The sequence below is a fragment of the Paenibacillus albidus genome (assembly GCF_014644435.1).
Classification (GTDB): domain Bacteria; phylum Bacillota; class Bacilli; order Paenibacillales; family Paenibacillaceae; genus Paenibacillus_AQ; species Paenibacillus_AQ albidus.
The window spans coordinates 59,817-76,447 of the sequence record NZ_BMKR01000013.1 but is presented as its reverse complement, the minus strand read 5'-3'; the positions used below and the strand labels follow the sequence as shown (position 1 = coordinate 76,447).

Annotated in this window: 13 protein-coding genes, 1 pseudogene and 1 riboswitch; of the genes and pseudogenes, 2 read left to right on the top strand and 12 right to left on the bottom strand. The window is 54.4% G+C overall.

All coding sequences use genetic code 11. The features are described 5' to 3' along the window. Positions 1-92: 92 nt before the first annotated feature. A complete protein-coding gene (locus IEY53_RS16825; protein WP_189026925.1) occupies positions 93-1,739 on the bottom strand; it encodes a fumarate hydratase in 1,647 nt (548 codons plus the stop codon). A gap of 172 nt (positions 1,740-1,911) precedes the next feature. After that, positions 1,912-3,210, bottom strand: a complete 1,299-nt coding sequence (locus IEY53_RS16820; RefSeq protein ID WP_189026923.1) for an amidohydrolase — start codon at positions 3,208-3,210, stop codon at positions 1,912-1,914. Positions 3,211-3,304: 94 nt separating this feature from the next. Between IEY53_RS16820 and IEY53_RS16815 the strand changes: the two genes are divergently transcribed. Next, on the top strand, positions 3,305-4,324 hold the full coding sequence (locus tag IEY53_RS16815) for a MerR family transcriptional regulator (RefSeq protein WP_189026921.1): 1,020 nt from the start codon (positions 3,305-3,307) through the stop codon (positions 4,322-4,324). Between the two features lie 520 nt (positions 4,325-4,844). Here IEY53_RS16815 and thiH read toward each other — a convergent pair. From thiH to IEY53_RS16765, 10 genes are all read right to left on the bottom strand, one after another. Continuing rightward, positions 4,845-5,966, bottom strand: coding sequence for a 2-iminoacetate synthase ThiH (gene thiH / locus IEY53_RS16810; protein ID WP_189026919.1), 1,122 nt, complete (start codon positions 5,964-5,966; stop codon positions 4,845-4,847). Between the two features lie 30 nt (positions 5,967-5,996). Beyond that, positions 5,997-6,764: a thiazole synthase gene (locus IEY53_RS16805; RefSeq protein WP_189026918.1), complete on the bottom strand. Its 768-nt coding sequence runs from the start codon at positions 6,762-6,764 to the stop codon at positions 5,997-5,999. A 69-nt stretch (positions 6,765-6,833) separates the two neighbouring features. After that, positions 6,834-7,037, bottom strand: a complete 204-nt coding sequence (gene thiS, locus IEY53_RS16800) for a sulfur carrier protein ThiS (RefSeq protein ID WP_189026916.1) — start codon at positions 7,035-7,037, stop codon at positions 6,834-6,836. Beyond that, on the bottom strand, positions 7,021-7,680 hold the full coding sequence (locus IEY53_RS16795; protein WP_189026914.1) for a thiamine phosphate synthase: 660 nt from the start codon (positions 7,678-7,680) through the stop codon (positions 7,021-7,023). Before IEY53_RS16795 ends, thiS begins: the two co-directional genes overlap by 17 nt. A 128-nt stretch (positions 7,681-7,808) precedes the next feature. After that, a riboswitch (TPP riboswitch) is annotated at positions 7,809-7,910 on the bottom strand. Between the two features lie 78 nt (positions 7,911-7,988). After that, on the bottom strand, positions 7,989-8,201 hold the full coding sequence (locus IEY53_RS16790; protein WP_189026912.1) for a hypothetical protein: 213 nt from the start codon (positions 8,199-8,201) through the stop codon (positions 7,989-7,991). Between the two features lie 39 nt (positions 8,202-8,240). Beyond that, positions 8,241-9,887 carry a response regulator gene (locus IEY53_RS16785; RefSeq protein ID WP_189026910.1) on the bottom strand — a complete coding sequence of 549 codons (1,647 nt, stop codon included), beginning with the start codon at positions 9,885-9,887 and terminating at the stop codon, positions 8,241-8,243. A 30-nt stretch (positions 9,888-9,917) separates the two neighbouring features. Next, positions 9,918-11,675, bottom strand: a complete 1,758-nt coding sequence (locus tag IEY53_RS16780; protein ID WP_189026908.1) for a sensor histidine kinase — start codon at positions 11,673-11,675, stop codon at positions 9,918-9,920. A 76-nt stretch (positions 11,676-11,751) separates the two neighbouring features. Beyond that, positions 11,752-13,428 (bottom strand): extracellular solute-binding protein, encoded by a 1,677-nt coding sequence (locus IEY53_RS16775; protein ID WP_189026907.1) that lies wholly within the window; start codon positions 13,426-13,428, stop codon positions 11,752-11,754. A 35-nt stretch (positions 13,429-13,463) separates the two neighbouring features. Then, positions 13,464-14,345, bottom strand: a complete 882-nt coding sequence (locus IEY53_RS16770; RefSeq protein WP_189026905.1) for a carbohydrate ABC transporter permease — start codon at positions 14,343-14,345, stop codon at positions 13,464-13,466. Between the two features lie 19 nt (positions 14,346-14,364). After that, positions 14,365-15,222 carry an ABC transporter permease gene (locus tag IEY53_RS16765; RefSeq protein WP_189027062.1) on the bottom strand — a complete coding sequence of 286 codons (858 nt, stop codon included), beginning with the start codon at positions 15,220-15,222 and terminating at the stop codon, positions 14,365-14,367. Positions 15,223-15,716: 494 nt separating this feature from the next. On the opposite strand from IEY53_RS16765, the pseudogene IEY53_RS36310 reads away from it, so the two are divergent. Further along, positions 15,717-16,539, top strand: a pseudogene (locus IEY53_RS36310) (transposase); the annotation flags it as partial. Positions 16,540-16,631 lie beyond the last annotated feature (92 nt).

Below are 16,631 nucleotides of genomic sequence, written 5' to 3'. Positions count from 1 at the left end.
AAATACATCAGAATGGACTTTTGAGCTCTGCCAAAGCGATTGCGCTGTACTAAATACATCAGAATCGCTCTGCTGCGGTACTAAGTCAGGTCCTAGTTAAATACCGGCTCCCGGAACTGGGCCAGCTTGGCGGCAGAATCCTTCTCCACCTCGGCATGCAGGCTGTTGCCATGCGAATCCATCGTGACAATGGCCGCAAAGCCCTCCACATCCAGATGCCACATGGCTTCCGGAATGCCGAATTCCATGAAGTCCACCGCATTGACCTTCTTGATGCACTCTGCATAATACTGCGCCGCTCCGCCGATTGCGTTAAGGTAGACGCCTCCGTGTTCACCGAGTGCTTGCAAAGTCTTCGGCCCCATGCCGCCTTTGCCGATCACGGCGCGGATGCCGAACTTCTTGATAATGTCCCCTTGATAAGGCTCCTCGCGGATGCTGGTGGTCGGGCCTGCTGCCTTTACATGCCAGCCTTCCTCATCCTTCAACATCACGGGTCCGCAGTGGTAAATGACGGCTCCGTTCAGGTCCACGGGCGCGTCATGGTCCATCAGGTATTTGTGCAAAGCATCACGGCCTGTATGCATCTCGCCGGAGAGAATCACCACATCGCCCACGCGCAGCTTGCGGATATCCTCCTCACTGATCGGCGTTGTCAGGCGGACCTCGCGCGAACGCCCTGCTGTTCCAGCTTCACCGTCTTGAGCCGTTGCGGCGGCAGTTTCAGCGGGAAACGCAGCCGGATTGCCCGCTTCCACAGTACCCCCAACACTTGCGGATGTTGCATTAACCGCTACCGGCTCCTGGATCTCTCCTCCTGCTTCATCTACCGAAACGCCGGTTCCACTTTCATAGATCCAGTCCGAAATGGCTCCGGTTGCAGGATCAACCTGCACACCCTGACGGCGGAAAGCCCAGCAGTTATACGCAACCGAGACAAAAAAGCTCGCAGGGAGCCTGTTCATCACGCCGATTTTGCACCCCAGCAGCGAAACCTCGCCGCCGAAGCCCATCGTCCCGATGCCCAGCTTGTTGGCATTCTCCATGATGTACTCTTCCAGCTTGTGCAGGTCGGCATTCGGGTTCACATCCTCGACCTTGCGGAAGAGTTGCTTCTTGGCCAGCTCATAACCGCTCGTCCGGTCGCCGCCGATACCCACGCCGATAAAACCTGCGCTGCAGCCCTGCCCCTGGGCCTGATAGACGGCGTGCAGAATACATTTGCGAATGCCGTCCAGATCGCGGCCCGCCTTGCCCAGCCCCTCCAGTTCAGCTGGCAGGCTATACTGGATATTTTTATTCTCGCAGCCTCCGCCCTTCAGAATCAGCCGAACATCCACATAATCTTCTTCCCATTGTTCGAAATGAATGACCGGGGTGCCGGCTCCCAGATTGTCTCCGCTGTTCTCGCCTGTCAGTGAATCGACGGAGTTGGGGCGCAGCTTGCCGTTTTTGGTGGCACGGATGACTGCTTGATGGATATCTTTTTTCATCTCAATCTGGTTGATGCCTACCGGTGTGTGAATGATAAATGTGGGCATTCCCGTATCCTGGCAGATCGGCGACACCTGCTGCTCGGCCATGCCGATATTCTGTGCAATCGTGGTCAAAGCCAGCCCGGACCGCGTGGCCCGGTCTTCCAGTGCACGCCCCCTGGCGACCGCCCGCCGTACATCCCCCGGCAAATTTGTGGAAGTCTCGACAATCAGGTTGTACATACTGTCTTCAAAATACTGCATCTTCACTCCAAGCTCCTTTCGGCCCGTTCCAGGTTGTCTAAATTTTGATACAATTAATTCTTATCATATCATACCCGGGCGCACATGAAAGGGGTTACTTTGAATTTGAATACAGTTCCAAACTCCCCCTACGCTCCTCCTGCTTTTTGGCAGAGTCTTTAGTTCAAGATATCTAGATTCCTTCGACAATTCTTTGTGCCCGTGTACGCACCTGGCGGAACAGCTCCTCCTCATCGATAGTAAGCAGCCGACGGCCGCGCATCAATACCTTTCCGTTCACAATGGTGGTGTCCACATCAGCCCCGTTTGCACTGTAGACGAGCAGGGACTCCAGATTATGCACAGGCTGAAGATGCGGCTTGTTCAGGGAAATCAGGATCAGATCCGCCTTGCGGCCCACCTCCAAGATGCCGACTTCCTGCTGGAGTCCGAGCAGTGCGGCACTTTCCCGGGTCGCCATCCCCAGCGCCTGCCGGGCAGAGAGCCGGGTCGGGTCGCCATAGTCCAGCTTTTGCAGCCAGGCCGCAGCCCGCATTTCCTCAAACATATCTACCGTAGCTGCACTCCCTGCTCCATCCGTACCAAGGCCCACCGTTATTCCCTGTTCCAGCAGCTCAGAGACGGGAGCAATCCCGCAGCCCAGCTTCAGGTTGCTGACCGGATTATGGGACACACCACCCTGCATGCCGGACAGTCTGCCGATATCCCTGCGGTTTAAATGCACGCTATGGGCAAGCAGCACATGGCATTTATCAAAGAGACCTGCATGATACAGGTATTCCGTCGGGGTCATCCGGTATTTCTCGCGGATTTGTATGACTTCCTCCCTGGTCTCCGCCAAGTGGATGTGTACGGGCAGATCTCTCATTTCCGCCAGCTCAATGATTTCACCGAGCGGTTCCGGCGGAACCAGATAAGGAGAATGCGGTCCCAGCATAGTGGTAATTCTGCCATCGGCAGCACCGCTCCAACGCTCGATCAGATCCAGCGCTTCAGTCATCCGCCGTCCTCCATCCGGCACAGTGAAGACGAGCCCCCGGGTCAGAGACGCCCGCATGCCGGTCTCTTCTACCGCCGCAGCAATCTCGTTCATATGCATATACATATCGGCAAAAGCGGTTGTCCCCGAACGAATCATCTCCGCCATGGAAAGTTTGGCCCCCCAGTAAATGTCCTCAGGCGTCATTCTCTCCTCGGCAGGTTGCATTTTCCGCTCCAGCCAGTCCATAAGCTTGAGATCGTCCGAGAATCCCCGCAAAAGGCTCATCGGCGTATGCTGGTGGGCGTTGATCAGCCCCGGCAGCGCAGCCATATCGGTTCCGTCGATGATTTCGCCGGCCTCCCCGGCGGGAAGGTTGATTTCCCGGCCGATTTCCGCGATGATATCTCCATCCAGCAAAATGTCGCCTACAAACGGCGGTTCGTTTGTCATCGTAATCAGTGTGACGTTCTTAATGAGTATTTTTTTCATGGGAGATTCCTCCTGTGTATGTGATACATAACAGGTTAAACCTTCTCCTAACGAGAAGGTCAACCCTCCCCCAATATCAGTGAAGGGTGATAACATGAGGATTAAAGAGGTGGCGGACAAGCTCAAAATTTCGGCCCGCGCGATTCGTTTCTATGAGGAAAAAGGCTTGATCTCCCCGTCCAAGGAGGAGAATCAGTACCGCGAGTTCAGTGAAAAGGAGATCTGGCGGCTGCAGACGATCATTGCGCTGCGCGAATCCGGGATGTCCATCGAGGATATCGGCCAGGCACTGGAGCCGACAGGCGGGCAAGACCAGGAGCAGCTGCACTACTATCTGGAGCTCCAGCGTTCGGTGCTGTTCGCTAAATGGATTGAGCTCAAGCAGATTATTGATACCACCGATTACATGATCGACTTGGTTAAAAAGCAGCAGACGTTGCCTCTGGAGGACATTTATGCCCTGGCCGAAGGCTCCAAACGGCTGCGGGACCACCGCAGCAGCTGGCGTGACAAATGGAACTACGACACCCGGGCCAGCCGCCATGATGAGCATGTGCTCGATAACACTTCCGAATATAAGGACTATGAAGCGGCACTTACCTTGACCGCGCAATGGCTGGCTCCGATCCCTGGTGAACAGGGGCTGGATATTGGCACAGGCACCGGCAATCTGGCCGGAAAGCTGATGGCTGGGGGTGCAGTCATGTGCGGAGTCGACCAGTCCCGGGAAATGCTGAAGGAATGCCGCCGGAAATTCCCCGCCATGGAGAGCAAGCTCGGCAATTTTTTGGCACTCCCCTTTCTGGAGGGCAGGTTTGATTTTGTGGTCACCAGCTTCGCCTTCCATCATCTGAGCCGGAATCAGCAGACCTTGGCCATTGATGAAATGCGGCGGGTGCTGAAGCCGCACGGCCGTATCTGCATCACGGACCTGATGCGGCCTGAAGCTGCGGAAAGGGGGACAACGCCACCGGATGGCAGCTTAGGCGGCAGCGGTGAGCCTGAGCGTACATGCTCAGATCTGCTGGCCCAGTTCGAGAGCCTGGGCTATATCACCAAACACCAGAGAATTAATGAACGGCTCCATATCGTGTATGCAGTACCGATCCGTTGAGGACACCGCAACATGGCATGCAACCTTCACGCAGGGGCAAGGTTTGTTGTTATGCCGAACCCGGGGCCTCCCAATCTGAGCACAAAGTGAAGTCTACACAGGCTAGGTCCCACTGGCACGCTGGCCGCCGCTTATGGAGAAGCAAGCTCCAGAATATTGCGTATGCTGTGTAGTTTAAAGGGGGTTTGGGGTTACTTTTAAGCCATTTGGCAGCCCCAGTGTATTTCGTGCAGCCTAATCGCCCTGGCAGCGCTCGAAAGTTCATTCTGATGTATTTCATACATTAATAATTGAGAAAACAGACGTATCCTGCTCTTCCTGATGCACAAAATGCAGCCAAATTGAAAATACGCCGGGTTTTCCACCAATCCGATGTACAAAGTGCACTCTAAACACCTTTCGCCCCGCCCGGATAAGCTAGGCCGCCGCTTACAGAGACCCAATAACCAAACAAAGGGATGCCCCATGTAGCCATTTTATGGCTTTTGGGACACCCCCGGATAAAAGGTATGGAGTGCAATTAAGCAAGCGGTACAGGGTCGGTCAGGATGTCCCAGTCTTTGAATACCGGCTGCAAGCCGTTCGTATACAGCATTGCTGTAATCTCCTGCACGCTGCGGCTGTCAGAAATTTCAAACTGCGGCGTCCCTCCCTCATTCGTATGCCCGCCCACTTCGGTGGAGACGCCCGCCGACATCTTCGTAATGCCAAGATGAATCAGATGATCGCGCAGTGTTGCCGGCTCTCTTGTGGATAAGGTAATGCCTGAACGGGGCAAAAAAAGCCGGTAGGCGAGGATAATCTGCACCAGCGAGCGGTCCGACACATCGCTTTCGGGATTAAATTCGCCGAGATAAGGCCGAAAACGCGGTGTCGACAGGCTAATCTCACACTCAGGATACCGGTCCTGCAAATACCGGGCATGCATCGCGCTTTGGAATGCCTCCTGCCGCCAATCATGCATGCCGAGCAGCGCTCCAATATTGACGGAACGGAATCCGGCCTGACAGCCGCGTTCAGGAGCGTCAAGACGGTTGCGGTAATTTCTTTTCGGCCCCTTGACGTGCAGCTCCCGGTAAGTGTCCTGATGGTATACCTCCTGATACAGGGTCAGTCCATCTACCCCAGCCTGCAGCAGCTCCCTGTATTCGTCCGTGGATAACGGATTGATCTCAATGCTGACCGACGCAAAAAATTCACGCAGCACGCCTACACAGTCCTTGATGTACGAGACCGGATTATCCCGGCGGGATTCACCCGTCAGAATAAGGATATGGCGCAGCCCTGTAGCGGCGATCGTCTCCGCTTCCCGCCGGACCTCTTCCAGCGACAGTTTTTTGCGCGGAAAATCATAGATCGAGCTGAAACTGCAATACGTGCAGTGATTCACGCAAAAATCAGCGAGATACATCGGTGTGAACAGCTGCATCGAATGGCCGAAATGCGTACGCGTCAGCCGTTGTGCCGCCTGTGCCATCTCCTCCAGCAGCGGTGCCGCTGCCGGAGAGAGCAGTGCCAGCAGATCATGTTCGTCCAGCCTGTTTTTGCCCAGCGCACGTCTGACATCTCCGGCAGTATACTCTTTCCAGAGCTGCTCGTACGGATACTCTTCCAAACGGGTCAATGTCTCATAAAAGCTCATGGTCATCCTCCATTTCTGCTATTCTGCACTTCAGCCCAGAAATCCGGTCAACGGAGACGACGCGGCCGCCACCTCTTCCACGGGGCCTAGTCCGGCCATGTAGGCCTTGCGCCCAGCAGCGACCGCATCCCGGAACGCTTCCGCCATAACCAGCGGGTCCCGTGCGGTAGCAATCGCCGTGTTCAGCAGTACTGCAGCAGCCCCCATCTCCATAGCTTCCGCCGCCTCGGAAGGTCTGCCGATTCCCGCATCCACGATGATTGGCAAGTCCACTTCCTCAATGATAATGCGCACCAGCTCTTTGGTGCGCAGGCCGCGGTTCGTTCCGATAGGCGCACCAAGCGGCATCACCGCAGCTGCACCGGCAGCCTTCAGGCGCAGCGCAGCGGATAGATCCGGGCTCATGTAGGGAAGCACCACAAATCCTTCGGCCGCCAGAATTTCCGTAGCGCGAATGGTCTCCAGATTATCCGGAAGCAAATATTTCTGGTCATTGATCACTTCGATCTTCACCCAGTTGCCCAGGCCCGCTGCTCTGGCCAGCCTGGCAATACGCACCGCCTCTTCCGCCGTACGTGCTCCGGAAGTATTCGGGAGAAGCGTCATATGGCCCGGAATGTGGCTTATGATATTCTCCTCTCCTCCGTCCGGGTCCACACGGCGGAGCGCCACGGTTATGACCTCGGACCCTGAGCGGGCCACCACTTCGGGGATCAGGGTATTCCGGCTGTATTTGCCGGTTCCGATAAACAGCCTGCTGGTTAATGCGGTTCCGCCAATTAGCAAAGGATCATGCATGAATTAACCTCCTTGAATTCTTGAGCTATAGTTCTTATGAAATTCGATACGCCCTTCTCCTCGCTGCCTTCAGCCGCCGCCTACAAAATGAACCAGCTCCAAGCGGTCTCCTTCAGCCAGCAGAATATGTTCATAGTTCTCCTTGCTGATGATCTCCCCGTTCAATTCTATAATCATCAGCCGGCCGGACCACTCCGGGAGGCTGATCAAATCGGCCACCGTCCGGCAATCTCCGTGTGACTCCACGGGTTTCCCGTTAATCAGCAATTTCATCAAAGGTCACCTCCTTTGCTCCCAAGTCTCTGCAGGCAACGCCCTGAACCGCAAGACGGATAGCCCTGGCTGCACTCCAGGGATCCCCGGCTCCGCAGATCCCGGACATTACCGCAATCCCTGCCGCACCCTGGTGCATCACCTCGCCAGCATTCCCCGGACCGATCCCGCCAATGGCGATTACGGGAAGGGGGCAACGCTGCACCGTCTCGGCCAGCAGCGCAAGGCCGCGTGCCGGTTGGCCCGGCTTGCTGGCTGAAGGATAGACATGCCCGTATAGGCAGTAGTCCGCTCCCTGCATTGCCGCTTCCTCCGCTTCAGCGGCCGAGTGAACCGACCGGCCCAGCCGAAGTCCCGGCGCCAGAAGCCGGGCCACAGCCGGGTCCAGGCTGTGCCAGCCTAGCTGGACACCGGAAGCTTCAGATGCCAGTGCTACGTCGATTCGGTCATTGATGACCAGTTGTGCAGCGGGAATGCCGGACGACAGCATGTCCTTAGCGGCTGCCAGCAGTTCCCGGGCAGTGGCGCTCTTTTCGCGCAGATGGATATAGTCGACCCATTCATGCACGTTTGCAGCCAGCCTGGCAAACTGCGGCAGCGACAGCTTGCCGTCGGATATCAGATGAATCTCGCCCTTGGCCATACGCGGCCTCCTGTTCTTCCAACTATGCTGCCTTCCCTTGCTGACGGGAACGCAAAAAAGACCGCCCCCCGCAAGGAAGGCAGTCAGAATCTGTACAGAAACGGAACGCTTAAAACGCCCCGGCCACAGAAATTCGTACTCCACTTCCCTACGCTGGTATCAACCAGATCAGGTTCAAAGGGTCCGGAACTTGCGTCCGTCTCAGCCTTGCGGCACCCCTAGTGATAATTCAATATAAAGTTATTGACGAAGTCTATATTAACATAATATCCCTACCAAAACATCAATTATATATGTTGAACGCAAGATTACATCTTCCAAACATGGTTGCGGAACTCCCAGTTGACCAGATCACGGGAACGGTAGCAGGAAACCCGTACACGTCCGCGGCGGTCTTCTCCGAACCAGTAATACCAGCCTTTTTCCACGACCATTCCCCCGCCATGCGCATGCAGAGGCTGACCTTCCGCATCCGTCCACTGTCCTCCGTTACGAATGACAGTTTGAGCTTTTGCAGTCATACCGCCTCTCCTCTCAACTCTATATTTATACTTAATTGGTCACGTATGCGCATCCCGGTATTCCTGCGGCGTCATGCCGTAATATTTCTTAAATACCTTGATAAAGTAAGGGACATGGTGGTAGCCCGCGCATTCGGCGACTTCGTACACTTTTTTCCTGCTGTGCTTGATCTGGAAAGCCGCCTTCTCCATTCGCAGCCGCAGCACAAAATCGCTGAGACTCTCTCCGGTAACGTTCTTATAAAGCTGCGACAAATAGACCGGATGCAGAAAGACCTCCTTCGCGATGGCCTGCAGCGACACATCCTCCGCCAGATGATCCTCGATGTAACTTCTGATGCGGCGGATCACTGCAGCATGGGCATGCTCCGCGTCCCCCTCCAGCTCCGACTGCACGGTATCGATCAGCTCCAGCGTCCGCCCGTGCATCTGCCCGATCGAGCGGAACGTATCGCAGGACAGCAGGTCCTGGCCTCCGCTGACCAGATCGAACAACCCGTAGCCGCTCTTGTGGGTGATATAGGCCAGAGCGCCTGCGATCGCCCAATAGGCTTCCAGCGCATGCTGTCCCGATCCGGCAAAACGCTCCTCCAGCTCGGCAAAGACCTGCTCCACCTTTTCCCGAAAATCGCCCCAACGCCCGCCCTCCAGCAAATCGGTCAAGGATGGCGGCTCATATAGATGGTACAGCGTGCGAATCGGCCGGTTTGTCAGGCTGGCCTGCCGTTGAATAAGGGAAAATCCGCCTCCGATATGCCGCCGGAACGCCAGCAGCCCTTCCTCGTAGGCATCCGCCAAAACGGCGGGGAATATTCCCCACTCCCCGCCCGCAACAGAGATGCCGCCCTTGAGGGTCACTTGCACAAAATTCTGCACCAGCTGAACCAGCCTTGCCAGCTTCCCGGCTTCATCCTCCAGTTGTTTCGCAGCCGCCGTTGCCTGCTCCGGCACAAGATTTCGTCCGGCTAATGGCTTCAGGGCTAACAGCAAATATCCGTGCGGGTCCCGGCATGACCAGACCGCATAATGCTCACCCAGCACCTCATCGGCAATATTGGTCACCGCATATTCCATCAACAGCAGATTATAGTCGTCATATTGGATAAAAGGCTCCTCCAGGCGAACCATAACCAGCGCAACCCGGTCCTCCCTGGCAATCGGCAGCTCCAGCGTCTGCAGCCGGCTCTCCAGCACTTCTTCCGAGAGACGTTTGCGCTGGACCAGCTCCAGCAGCAGATTGCGGCGCAGTACGGGCAGGTTCTCCTTCAATGTCCGCTCCGTCCTCCGCCGGGATACCACCGACTGCCATTCCTGCCGGATTGCAGCAAGGGCCTGCTCTACAGCACCGATCAGCTCTTCATCATCGACCGGCTTCAGCAAATAATTTATCGCCCCGCCCTGAATGGCCTGTTTGGCGTAGTTGAAATCGGCATGGCCGGTCAGCAGAATGCATTTTGTCGATTTGGAGGTTTCCTGCATGCGGGTGAGCAGCTCCAGACCGGACATGCCGGGCATGCGGATATCGGTGATCAGCAGATCCACCGGATGGTTCAGCACCACAGCCAATGCCTCCGAAGCGGACAAAGCCTTGTGAATGGTGGAAATCTCCAAACGCTCGCAAGGCAAAGTTGCCGCTACCCCATCCACAACCGACTCTTCATCATCAACAATCAGAACCTGAAACATGGCATTGTCTCCTCTGGCGTTAGCATTTATTCATTCGGGCGGGGATGCCTGGTCCATCCAGCGGACGGTTACCCGCAGGCCGCCCAGTACCGAGTGCTCTATCACGAGCCCTGAGCCTTCACCGAACCGGTGGATCAGCCGCAAATGCACATTGCGCAGCCCACAGCTCTCCGTCAGCTCCTGGCCGCTCTGCAGGCGCTCTCTGAGCGCATGAAGCGCGGCTTCTTCCATGCCGGCCCCGTTATCCTCGACAACGATGGCATAAGCCGGCCTTCCGTTCACGCTTACACGGCCACCCTCCATTCGGATCAGCGCTTCGCCCTCCTTCGGCTCAATCCCGTGGATTATGGCGTTTTCTACTATAGGCTGGAGCAGCAGACGTGGAACGGTGATGCCATGAAGCTGTTCCGGTATGGTGATGCTGAACGTAAGACGCTTCATCCGCATCTTCTGGATGGACAGGTAATTGTCCACCAGCTGGATTTCTTCCCGCAGTGCCGCCTCCTGCTGATCCACATGCGTCGTATAGCGGAAAAAGTCGCCGAGCTTAACCGCCATCGCCATCACCGCCTGCTGCTCGCCCAGCCGGGTCATATTTTTGATAAAAAACAGGCAGTTATAGAGAAAATGCGGATTGATCTGTGATTGCAGCTGCTTCAGGGTCGCCTCCCGGGAGCGCAACTCCTCCGCGTAGACACGGTCAATCAAATCCCCGATCTGGACTGTCATGCTGTTGAACTGCTCAAACAGGTAGCCGAATTCATCGCTGCGGTTCTGTGGGAGCCGATAGCTGTAGCTGCCTCCCTCCAGCTTTTTGGCGGCCACATACAGCTTGCGGATGGGGACCTGTATATTCCGGTACAGCAGATATGCCGACAGCACACCGAGCGTGACAAGCAGTCCCAGAAAGGCCCAGAACCATTTACGGCTGGACGTAATCGGCTGCAAAATCTGCTCCAGCGGCACATACTCAATCAGCGCCCACTCCAGTTCCTCGGAGGTGGTATAGCTGACCATGTATTCCACATCATTCACACTGGCTGTGAACGTGCCTTCCGGTGCCAGCTCCTCCCGTTCCAGAAAGCGGGCAGAGATCTCCGCGATTTCCCCATTGTCAGAGTTTGCAGGGCGGATCACCGGATCGCCGGAATGGAACAGGAAAGGCACGCCTGAGCTTTCACCCTTGAACTCGTCCAGCAGCCCGGCCAAATCCCGTGTATTGACGCGGATCTCCGCGATCATGTTCGAGTCCATAGCTGCGTTATGAGCCGAGAATGGCTCGGATACCCACCAGACAAAGGCGGGCCGGACGCTTGGGCTTGCAGGCGCATCGTAACTCCAGCGGAACTGCTCATAGCCCTTCTCCCGCAGCTTTTTTACAAAATAGTCGTTATACTGCACCGAATAATGAGTCGTCACCGTCTCCCCGGAATTGATGGCATACAGGCTGTACGAATGCTCCCAGCTGCCATAATTAATCGAGCTCAGCTCCTTGCCGGCCTCCAGCTTGCTCTGAAATTTGGTATAAGCGCTCGCTCCGGCCTCCATGCGGGTAAAGGCCTGAATGCTGGGGTCATTGTTCAGATTGGCGATCGAAGTGACGAATTTGTCGAATTCACTGTCAATGCGCTGCATGTAGAAGGACAGCCGGCTGCGGCTGTTCGTCTCTATCTCCTCCCGTACCACGCCGATGCTCACCTTGTTGAAATACATAAACATCAAGGTCAGCGGCGTAAGCAGAATCCATAGGATCAGCAGCACTTTTTTGAATAAATTCGTCTTCGGCACCTCTTGCAGCCCCTTTGCTGGAGAAAAGCCTCCCTTCCAGCAGGAACGGGAAGGAAAGGCTCCTCATGAATATGGATTATTGCGTCTTCACCGACTTATACCATTCGTTCACTTCTTTGGTGATGGTCTCACCGCCGGAAGTGTTCCACTGCTGCACGAACGAATCGAAATCGTCCACCGGAAGCTCGCCGTAAATGATTTTATTGAACGTTTCTTTTTCCAGCTGGAACAGGAAGTCCCAGCGTTTCTTCATCGTCTTCGTGTTGGACCCGTTGAACATATTCGGCATCGCACTCTCGCGCTGCTGGTAATTCACCGCGCCCGCCTTGATATTGCCCGGGAGGTCCATCGCCGCCTTTTTCTCAAAAGTGGTTTCCGGTGTTTTGCCTTCAGCCAGATCGTTCAGGGTCTTCATCATTTGTGAAGGAATGCGTGCACCGTCAAACGTCAACGTATATTTGGGAGCCGGCATAAAAGGACTGTCCGCAGGAAACTCTTCACTGTTCCACACCGGCTGGCCGTCTTTCAGTATATAATCATAGCCTTCCGCGTAACCATACTCAAGATCGCTGCCCTCTTTGCCTTGATTGTCGAACAAATAGTTAATGTACAGGAACAACGCTTCAGGATGGGCGAAATCCTTGTTGATCAGAATGACGCCGTTGGACGTTCCCGATTGGCCGCGGCCGACTTTGCCGTCAGGACCTGCCGGCAGCGGGTAGGCGCTGTATTCCGCGTTCGGATCCACCTCTTTGACGCCCGGAAGCACCCAGCCGCTGGCCCAATACGGGGCAGTAACAATCCCGGCCTTGCCTGCCGCAAACAACTCTAATGCTTTTCCTGCATCCTGAAGCCCGGCTTCCTTATGGATATAACCTTTGCTCATCCAGTCGCGCAGTTTGACAAGCACCTGCTTCGCCTCCGGCTGCACCGAGCCGTATTCCAATTCGCCGTTTCCGCCCAGGTTCCATTGATTCGGAATCGTGCCGTATGCACCGAACAGAAAAGCGCTGTCGGCCGGTCCCCAGGTTTTGAAGCCGTCCTTGATGCCGACCGCGAGGCCGACGGTGTCTTTTTTGCCGTTGCCATCAGGGTCCTGAGTCGCAAAGACCTCCATCATTTTCTCCAGTTCGTCCACCGTCTTCGGCGCTTCCAGGCTGAATTTCTTCATCCAGTCGTCTCTAATCCAGAGCACCGGGTCATTATTGTAGGCGTAATCGAGCACTGGGATGCCGTATCTCTGCCCATCGCGGGTGTACGGATTCCAGACGGTCGGATCTTCGGCCAATGCATTCTTCAGGTTCTCGCCGGCATTTTTATCGAATATATCGTTAAGCGCCAGGAACTTGCCGGAATCAATCAGCGCATCCGCCACATCCTGCGAGCCGCGGAACTGTATCACATCGGGGAGTGCTTCGTTGGCCGACAGCATCAGACGCACCTTCGTATCAATGGAGCTGCTGTCCGCCGTCCACACATAATCGAGATCGATATTGAATTTGTCCTTGACCCAAGTTTTATGGGGATTGTTGTTGATGTCCTCCCCGCTGCGGAAGGTCACATCCGCCGTTAACTGCCGCGCCACCTTGATTGTAAGCGTGTCCTTATATTTGCCGTCTATAATTTCATTGCCTGTGGGATCGACAGCCTGCGTTGTGTTCGTATTCTTTTCTCCGCCGCAGCCTGTCAGCAGCGTCATGCCGAGTGCCAGCGCCAGCGTGATCGATAGTAGCTTGCCGGATTTCGTTATCATGGAAATTCCCCCTTGATCGTTAAATGGATGATGTTTTATTCCTTGACCGAGCCCAGGACGATGCCTTTGACGAAAAACCGCTGCAGGAACGGATACACCAGAATAATGGGCAAGGTAGCGATAAAAATTTGCGCCGTCTTAACGGTACGGTTGGACAACGCCTGAATCTCGTCGGCACTGACACTCATACTGCTGAGATCACGTTGAACCACAATCGTCTGCAGCAGGGTCGACATCGGGTATTTGGCCGTATCTGTGATATAAATCAGCCCGTCAAACCAGGCGTTCCAGTGCCCCACCATCGTGAACAGTGAGATGGTTGCCAGTGAAGGCAGCGAGATAGGCAGATAAATGCTCCACAAAGTACGGAAGTGCCCGGCCCCGTCAATAAAAGCGGCTTCTTCCAGTGCCTTCGGCACTGATGTCCGGAAGAAATTCATTAAGAGAATCGTATTGTATACGCTCATAGCGCCCGGCAGAACCAGCGCCCAAATACTATTGATCAAGCCCAGCTTCTGAACCACAATATAAGTCGGAATCAGTCCGCCGCTGAACAGCATGGTGAATACGAAGAACCAGGCATAACCGTTTCGTCCCTTGAACTCATTCGTTTCCTTGGAGAGCGCGTAGCCGACCAGGATGGACAGGAGCAGCGATAGAACGGTTCCCAGCGCCGTCCGCAGCACGGAGATCCCGAACGAGGAAATGAAACGGTCATTTCCCAAGGTTACCATATAGGCTTCGGTTGTAAAACCGATCGGCCACAGCTTCACCAAATTCGCATCCGCCGCTGCCGAAGAACTGAGCGATACCGCCAGAACGTGAATTAGCGGCAGGATACAGAGCAGCGCCAGGAGAGACAGGAATACCCCGTTTAGAATGGAGAAAATTCGATACGAAGTGGAACGGTAGTGCATACGGTTTCTCCCTCCCCGGTTAGAATATCCGATAGCCTGCGAGCTTGTAGGCCAAACGGTAGGAAATAATAATTAGTGTCAGGCTGACCAGCGATTTGAATACGCCTACCGCTGTACCGAAACCGAAGTCGCCTCCGATGAGCCCCACCCGATACACATAGGTATCGATGATATCTCCCTTTTCGTAAACAAGCGGATTATACAGATTGAATATTTGATCAAAGCCGGCATTCAAAATGTTGCCAAGCGATAATGTAGCCACCACTACAGCTATCGGAATCATGGCCGGGATAGTAATCGACAGTGTCTGCCGCCAGCGGTTCGCCCCGTCGATCAATGCCGCTTCATACATCTCGGGATTCACCCCTGCAAGCGCTGCCAAGAATATAATCGTAGAAAATCCAAAATCTTTCCAAACATCGCTGGCAATCACCGTAATCCGGAACCAGTCCCCGTCCCCAAGGAAAAATATAGGCGGGAATCCGAGCCACCCTACAAGCTGATTGACCAGCCCTCCGTCGGTGGACAGCATATCCAGCAATATGCCCCCCAAAATGACCCAGGAGAGAAAATGCGGAAGGTATACAAAGGTCTGAATGAGGCGCTTCAGCAGCATTCTCCGCACCTCGTTCAGCAGCAGGGCGAATACAAACGGCACGATCAGATGAGCGATGATTTTCAAAAAAGCGATTAAAAACGTATTCCAAATGACCTGTCTGGCATCCGGATATTCAAACATCAGCCGGAAATTCTCAAGTCCAATCCAGTCGGAGCGAAAAAAACCAAGATGAGGCTGAAAATCCTGAAAAGCCATGACGAGCCCAAACATCGGCAAATAGCAAAATATCAGCACTATAGCGACTCCCGGAAGCAGCATCGTGTGCAGCGGCCAGGTTGTTTTCCATTTCCAGCCCTGTCTCTGTCTCGTCCTCAAGCATCCTCTCCCCCTTCACTTTCCTGTGCAGTGTGAACGGCCATTCACTACTTTAAGTGTAAGTTCCGCGGGGATCCGGCGATATATCAATGTCTTAAGATTCATAAAACTATATTAAGGAATCGAGCGGAAACTCAATAAAGGGGCTGTCCCATAAGCCATGAAATGGCTGCTTGGGACGGCCCCGCTGTTTTTGAGTCGGATTGACTTGTTCACTCGATGTGGACGCTGCGCGAACGGACCGTTGCTCCAATCGCTGTGCTCTCCAGATTTTATTTATTTCGCTTAGCGGTAAAAATCCGGAGAGCAAGGCGACCGCTACCGCTTTTCCGCAATCAGTCCGTCCTCTCCGCTGCTTTGAGCAGAAAAAGTTTCTACAATCCTCTTTAAAATCACAAAAAGAAATCGCCCTTTTGGATGGAGGTACCACCCAACCATCCGGGTGGAGCAGCGAGAAACTCGAACAAGCAGCGCAGAAGCTTGAAGCTCAGCTATTGGAAAAACCCAAAGACAAGCCCCTGAAAAAAGCCGTTCGGAAGCTTCGTAAGGATTTGCTGCCCATGTTGCTGAAGTACGAGCAGTACCAAATGCTGCTTGGCGACCGGAACAGCTTCAGCAAGACCGACCCGGATGAAACCTTCATGCGGATGAAGGAAGACCACATGCGGAATGGTCAACTCAAACCGGGTTACAATGTACAGATCGGAACCGAAAACCAGTTTATTTTGGCCTACAGTCTACACCCAAGACCTACCGATACCCGTTGTTTACAGCCGCATCTGGAAAAGGCAAGGCAGAACTTCCGAGGGCGGTGATTGCGGATGCAGGCTACGGCAGTGAAGAAAACTATGCCTACCTGGAAAAGGAAGAGATAACGGCTGTCGTCAAATACGGCAGCTATCATAAAGAAAAGAGCAAAGCGTGGAAAGAGAACGTCGGAAAGATTGAGAATTGGACGTACAATGAAACTGAAGATACGTGGACCTGTTCTGCCGGACAAACGCTGCATTTTCGCAAAGAAAGCAAGGAAACGTTGGAGAGTAGATATGAAATCAGAAAACGTCATTACCGCAGCCCAAGCTGCGAGGGTTGCCCTCTAAGGGAACGATGTACCAACTGAAGAACAACCGGGGCTTCCAGAGATTTCTTCTTCGTGGCATGGAAAAAGTGTCGCTTGAGGTCGGATGGCTTTCGCTTGCCCACAAACTACTGAAGCAAGCTGCAAATGACCAAAAACGCAGAACAGCGATCCTCCAATAACAGGAGAATCGCTGTTCCGTTGAATTTTTACGGTTTTGAGAATGAACGTGGTCTGTCTCCGCTCGTAGAAAGCTACTTTTGGGACAGGCTCT

Coding starts and splice junctions, on each gene's coding strand:
- IEY53_RS16770 (WP_189026905.1), bottom strand. CDS start 14,345: ATGCACTACCGTTCCACTTCGTATCGAATTTTCTCCATTCTAAACGGG.
- IEY53_RS16805 (WP_189026918.1), bottom strand. CDS start 6,764: ATGCATGATCCTTTGCTAATTGGCGGAACCGCATTAACCAGCAGGCTG.
- thiH (WP_189026919.1), bottom strand. CDS start 5,966: ATGAGCTTTTATGAGACATTGACCCGTTTGGAAGAGTATCCGTACGAG.
- IEY53_RS16790 (WP_189026912.1), bottom strand. CDS start 8,201: ATGACTGCAAAAGCTCAAACTGTCATTCGTAACGGAGGACAGTGGACG.
- IEY53_RS16765 (WP_189027062.1), bottom strand. CDS start 15,222: ATGCTGCTTCCGGGAGTCGCTATAGTGCTGATATTTTGCTATTTGCCG.
- IEY53_RS16825 (WP_189026925.1), bottom strand. CDS start 1,739: ATGCAGTATTTTGAAGACAGTATGTACAACCTGATTGTCGAGACTTCC.
- IEY53_RS16795 (WP_189026914.1), bottom strand. CDS start 7,680: ATGGCCAAGGGCGAGATTCATCTGATATCCGACGGCAAGCTGTCGCTG.
- IEY53_RS16815 (WP_189026921.1), top strand. CDS start 3,305: ATGAGGATTAAAGAGGTGGCGGACAAGCTCAAAATTTCGGCCCGCGCG.
- IEY53_RS16820 (WP_189026923.1), bottom strand. CDS start 3,210: ATGAAAAAAATACTCATTAAGAACGTCACACTGATTACGATGACAAAC.
- thiS (WP_189026916.1), bottom strand. CDS start 7,037: ATGAAATTGCTGATTAACGGGAAACCCGTGGAGTCACACGGAGATTGC.
- IEY53_RS16775 (WP_189026907.1), bottom strand. CDS start 13,428: ATGATAACGAAATCCGGCAAGCTACTATCGATCACGCTGGCGCTGGCA.
- IEY53_RS16785 (WP_189026910.1), bottom strand. CDS start 9,887: ATGTTTCAGGTTCTGATTGTTGATGATGAAGAGTCGGTTGTGGATGGG.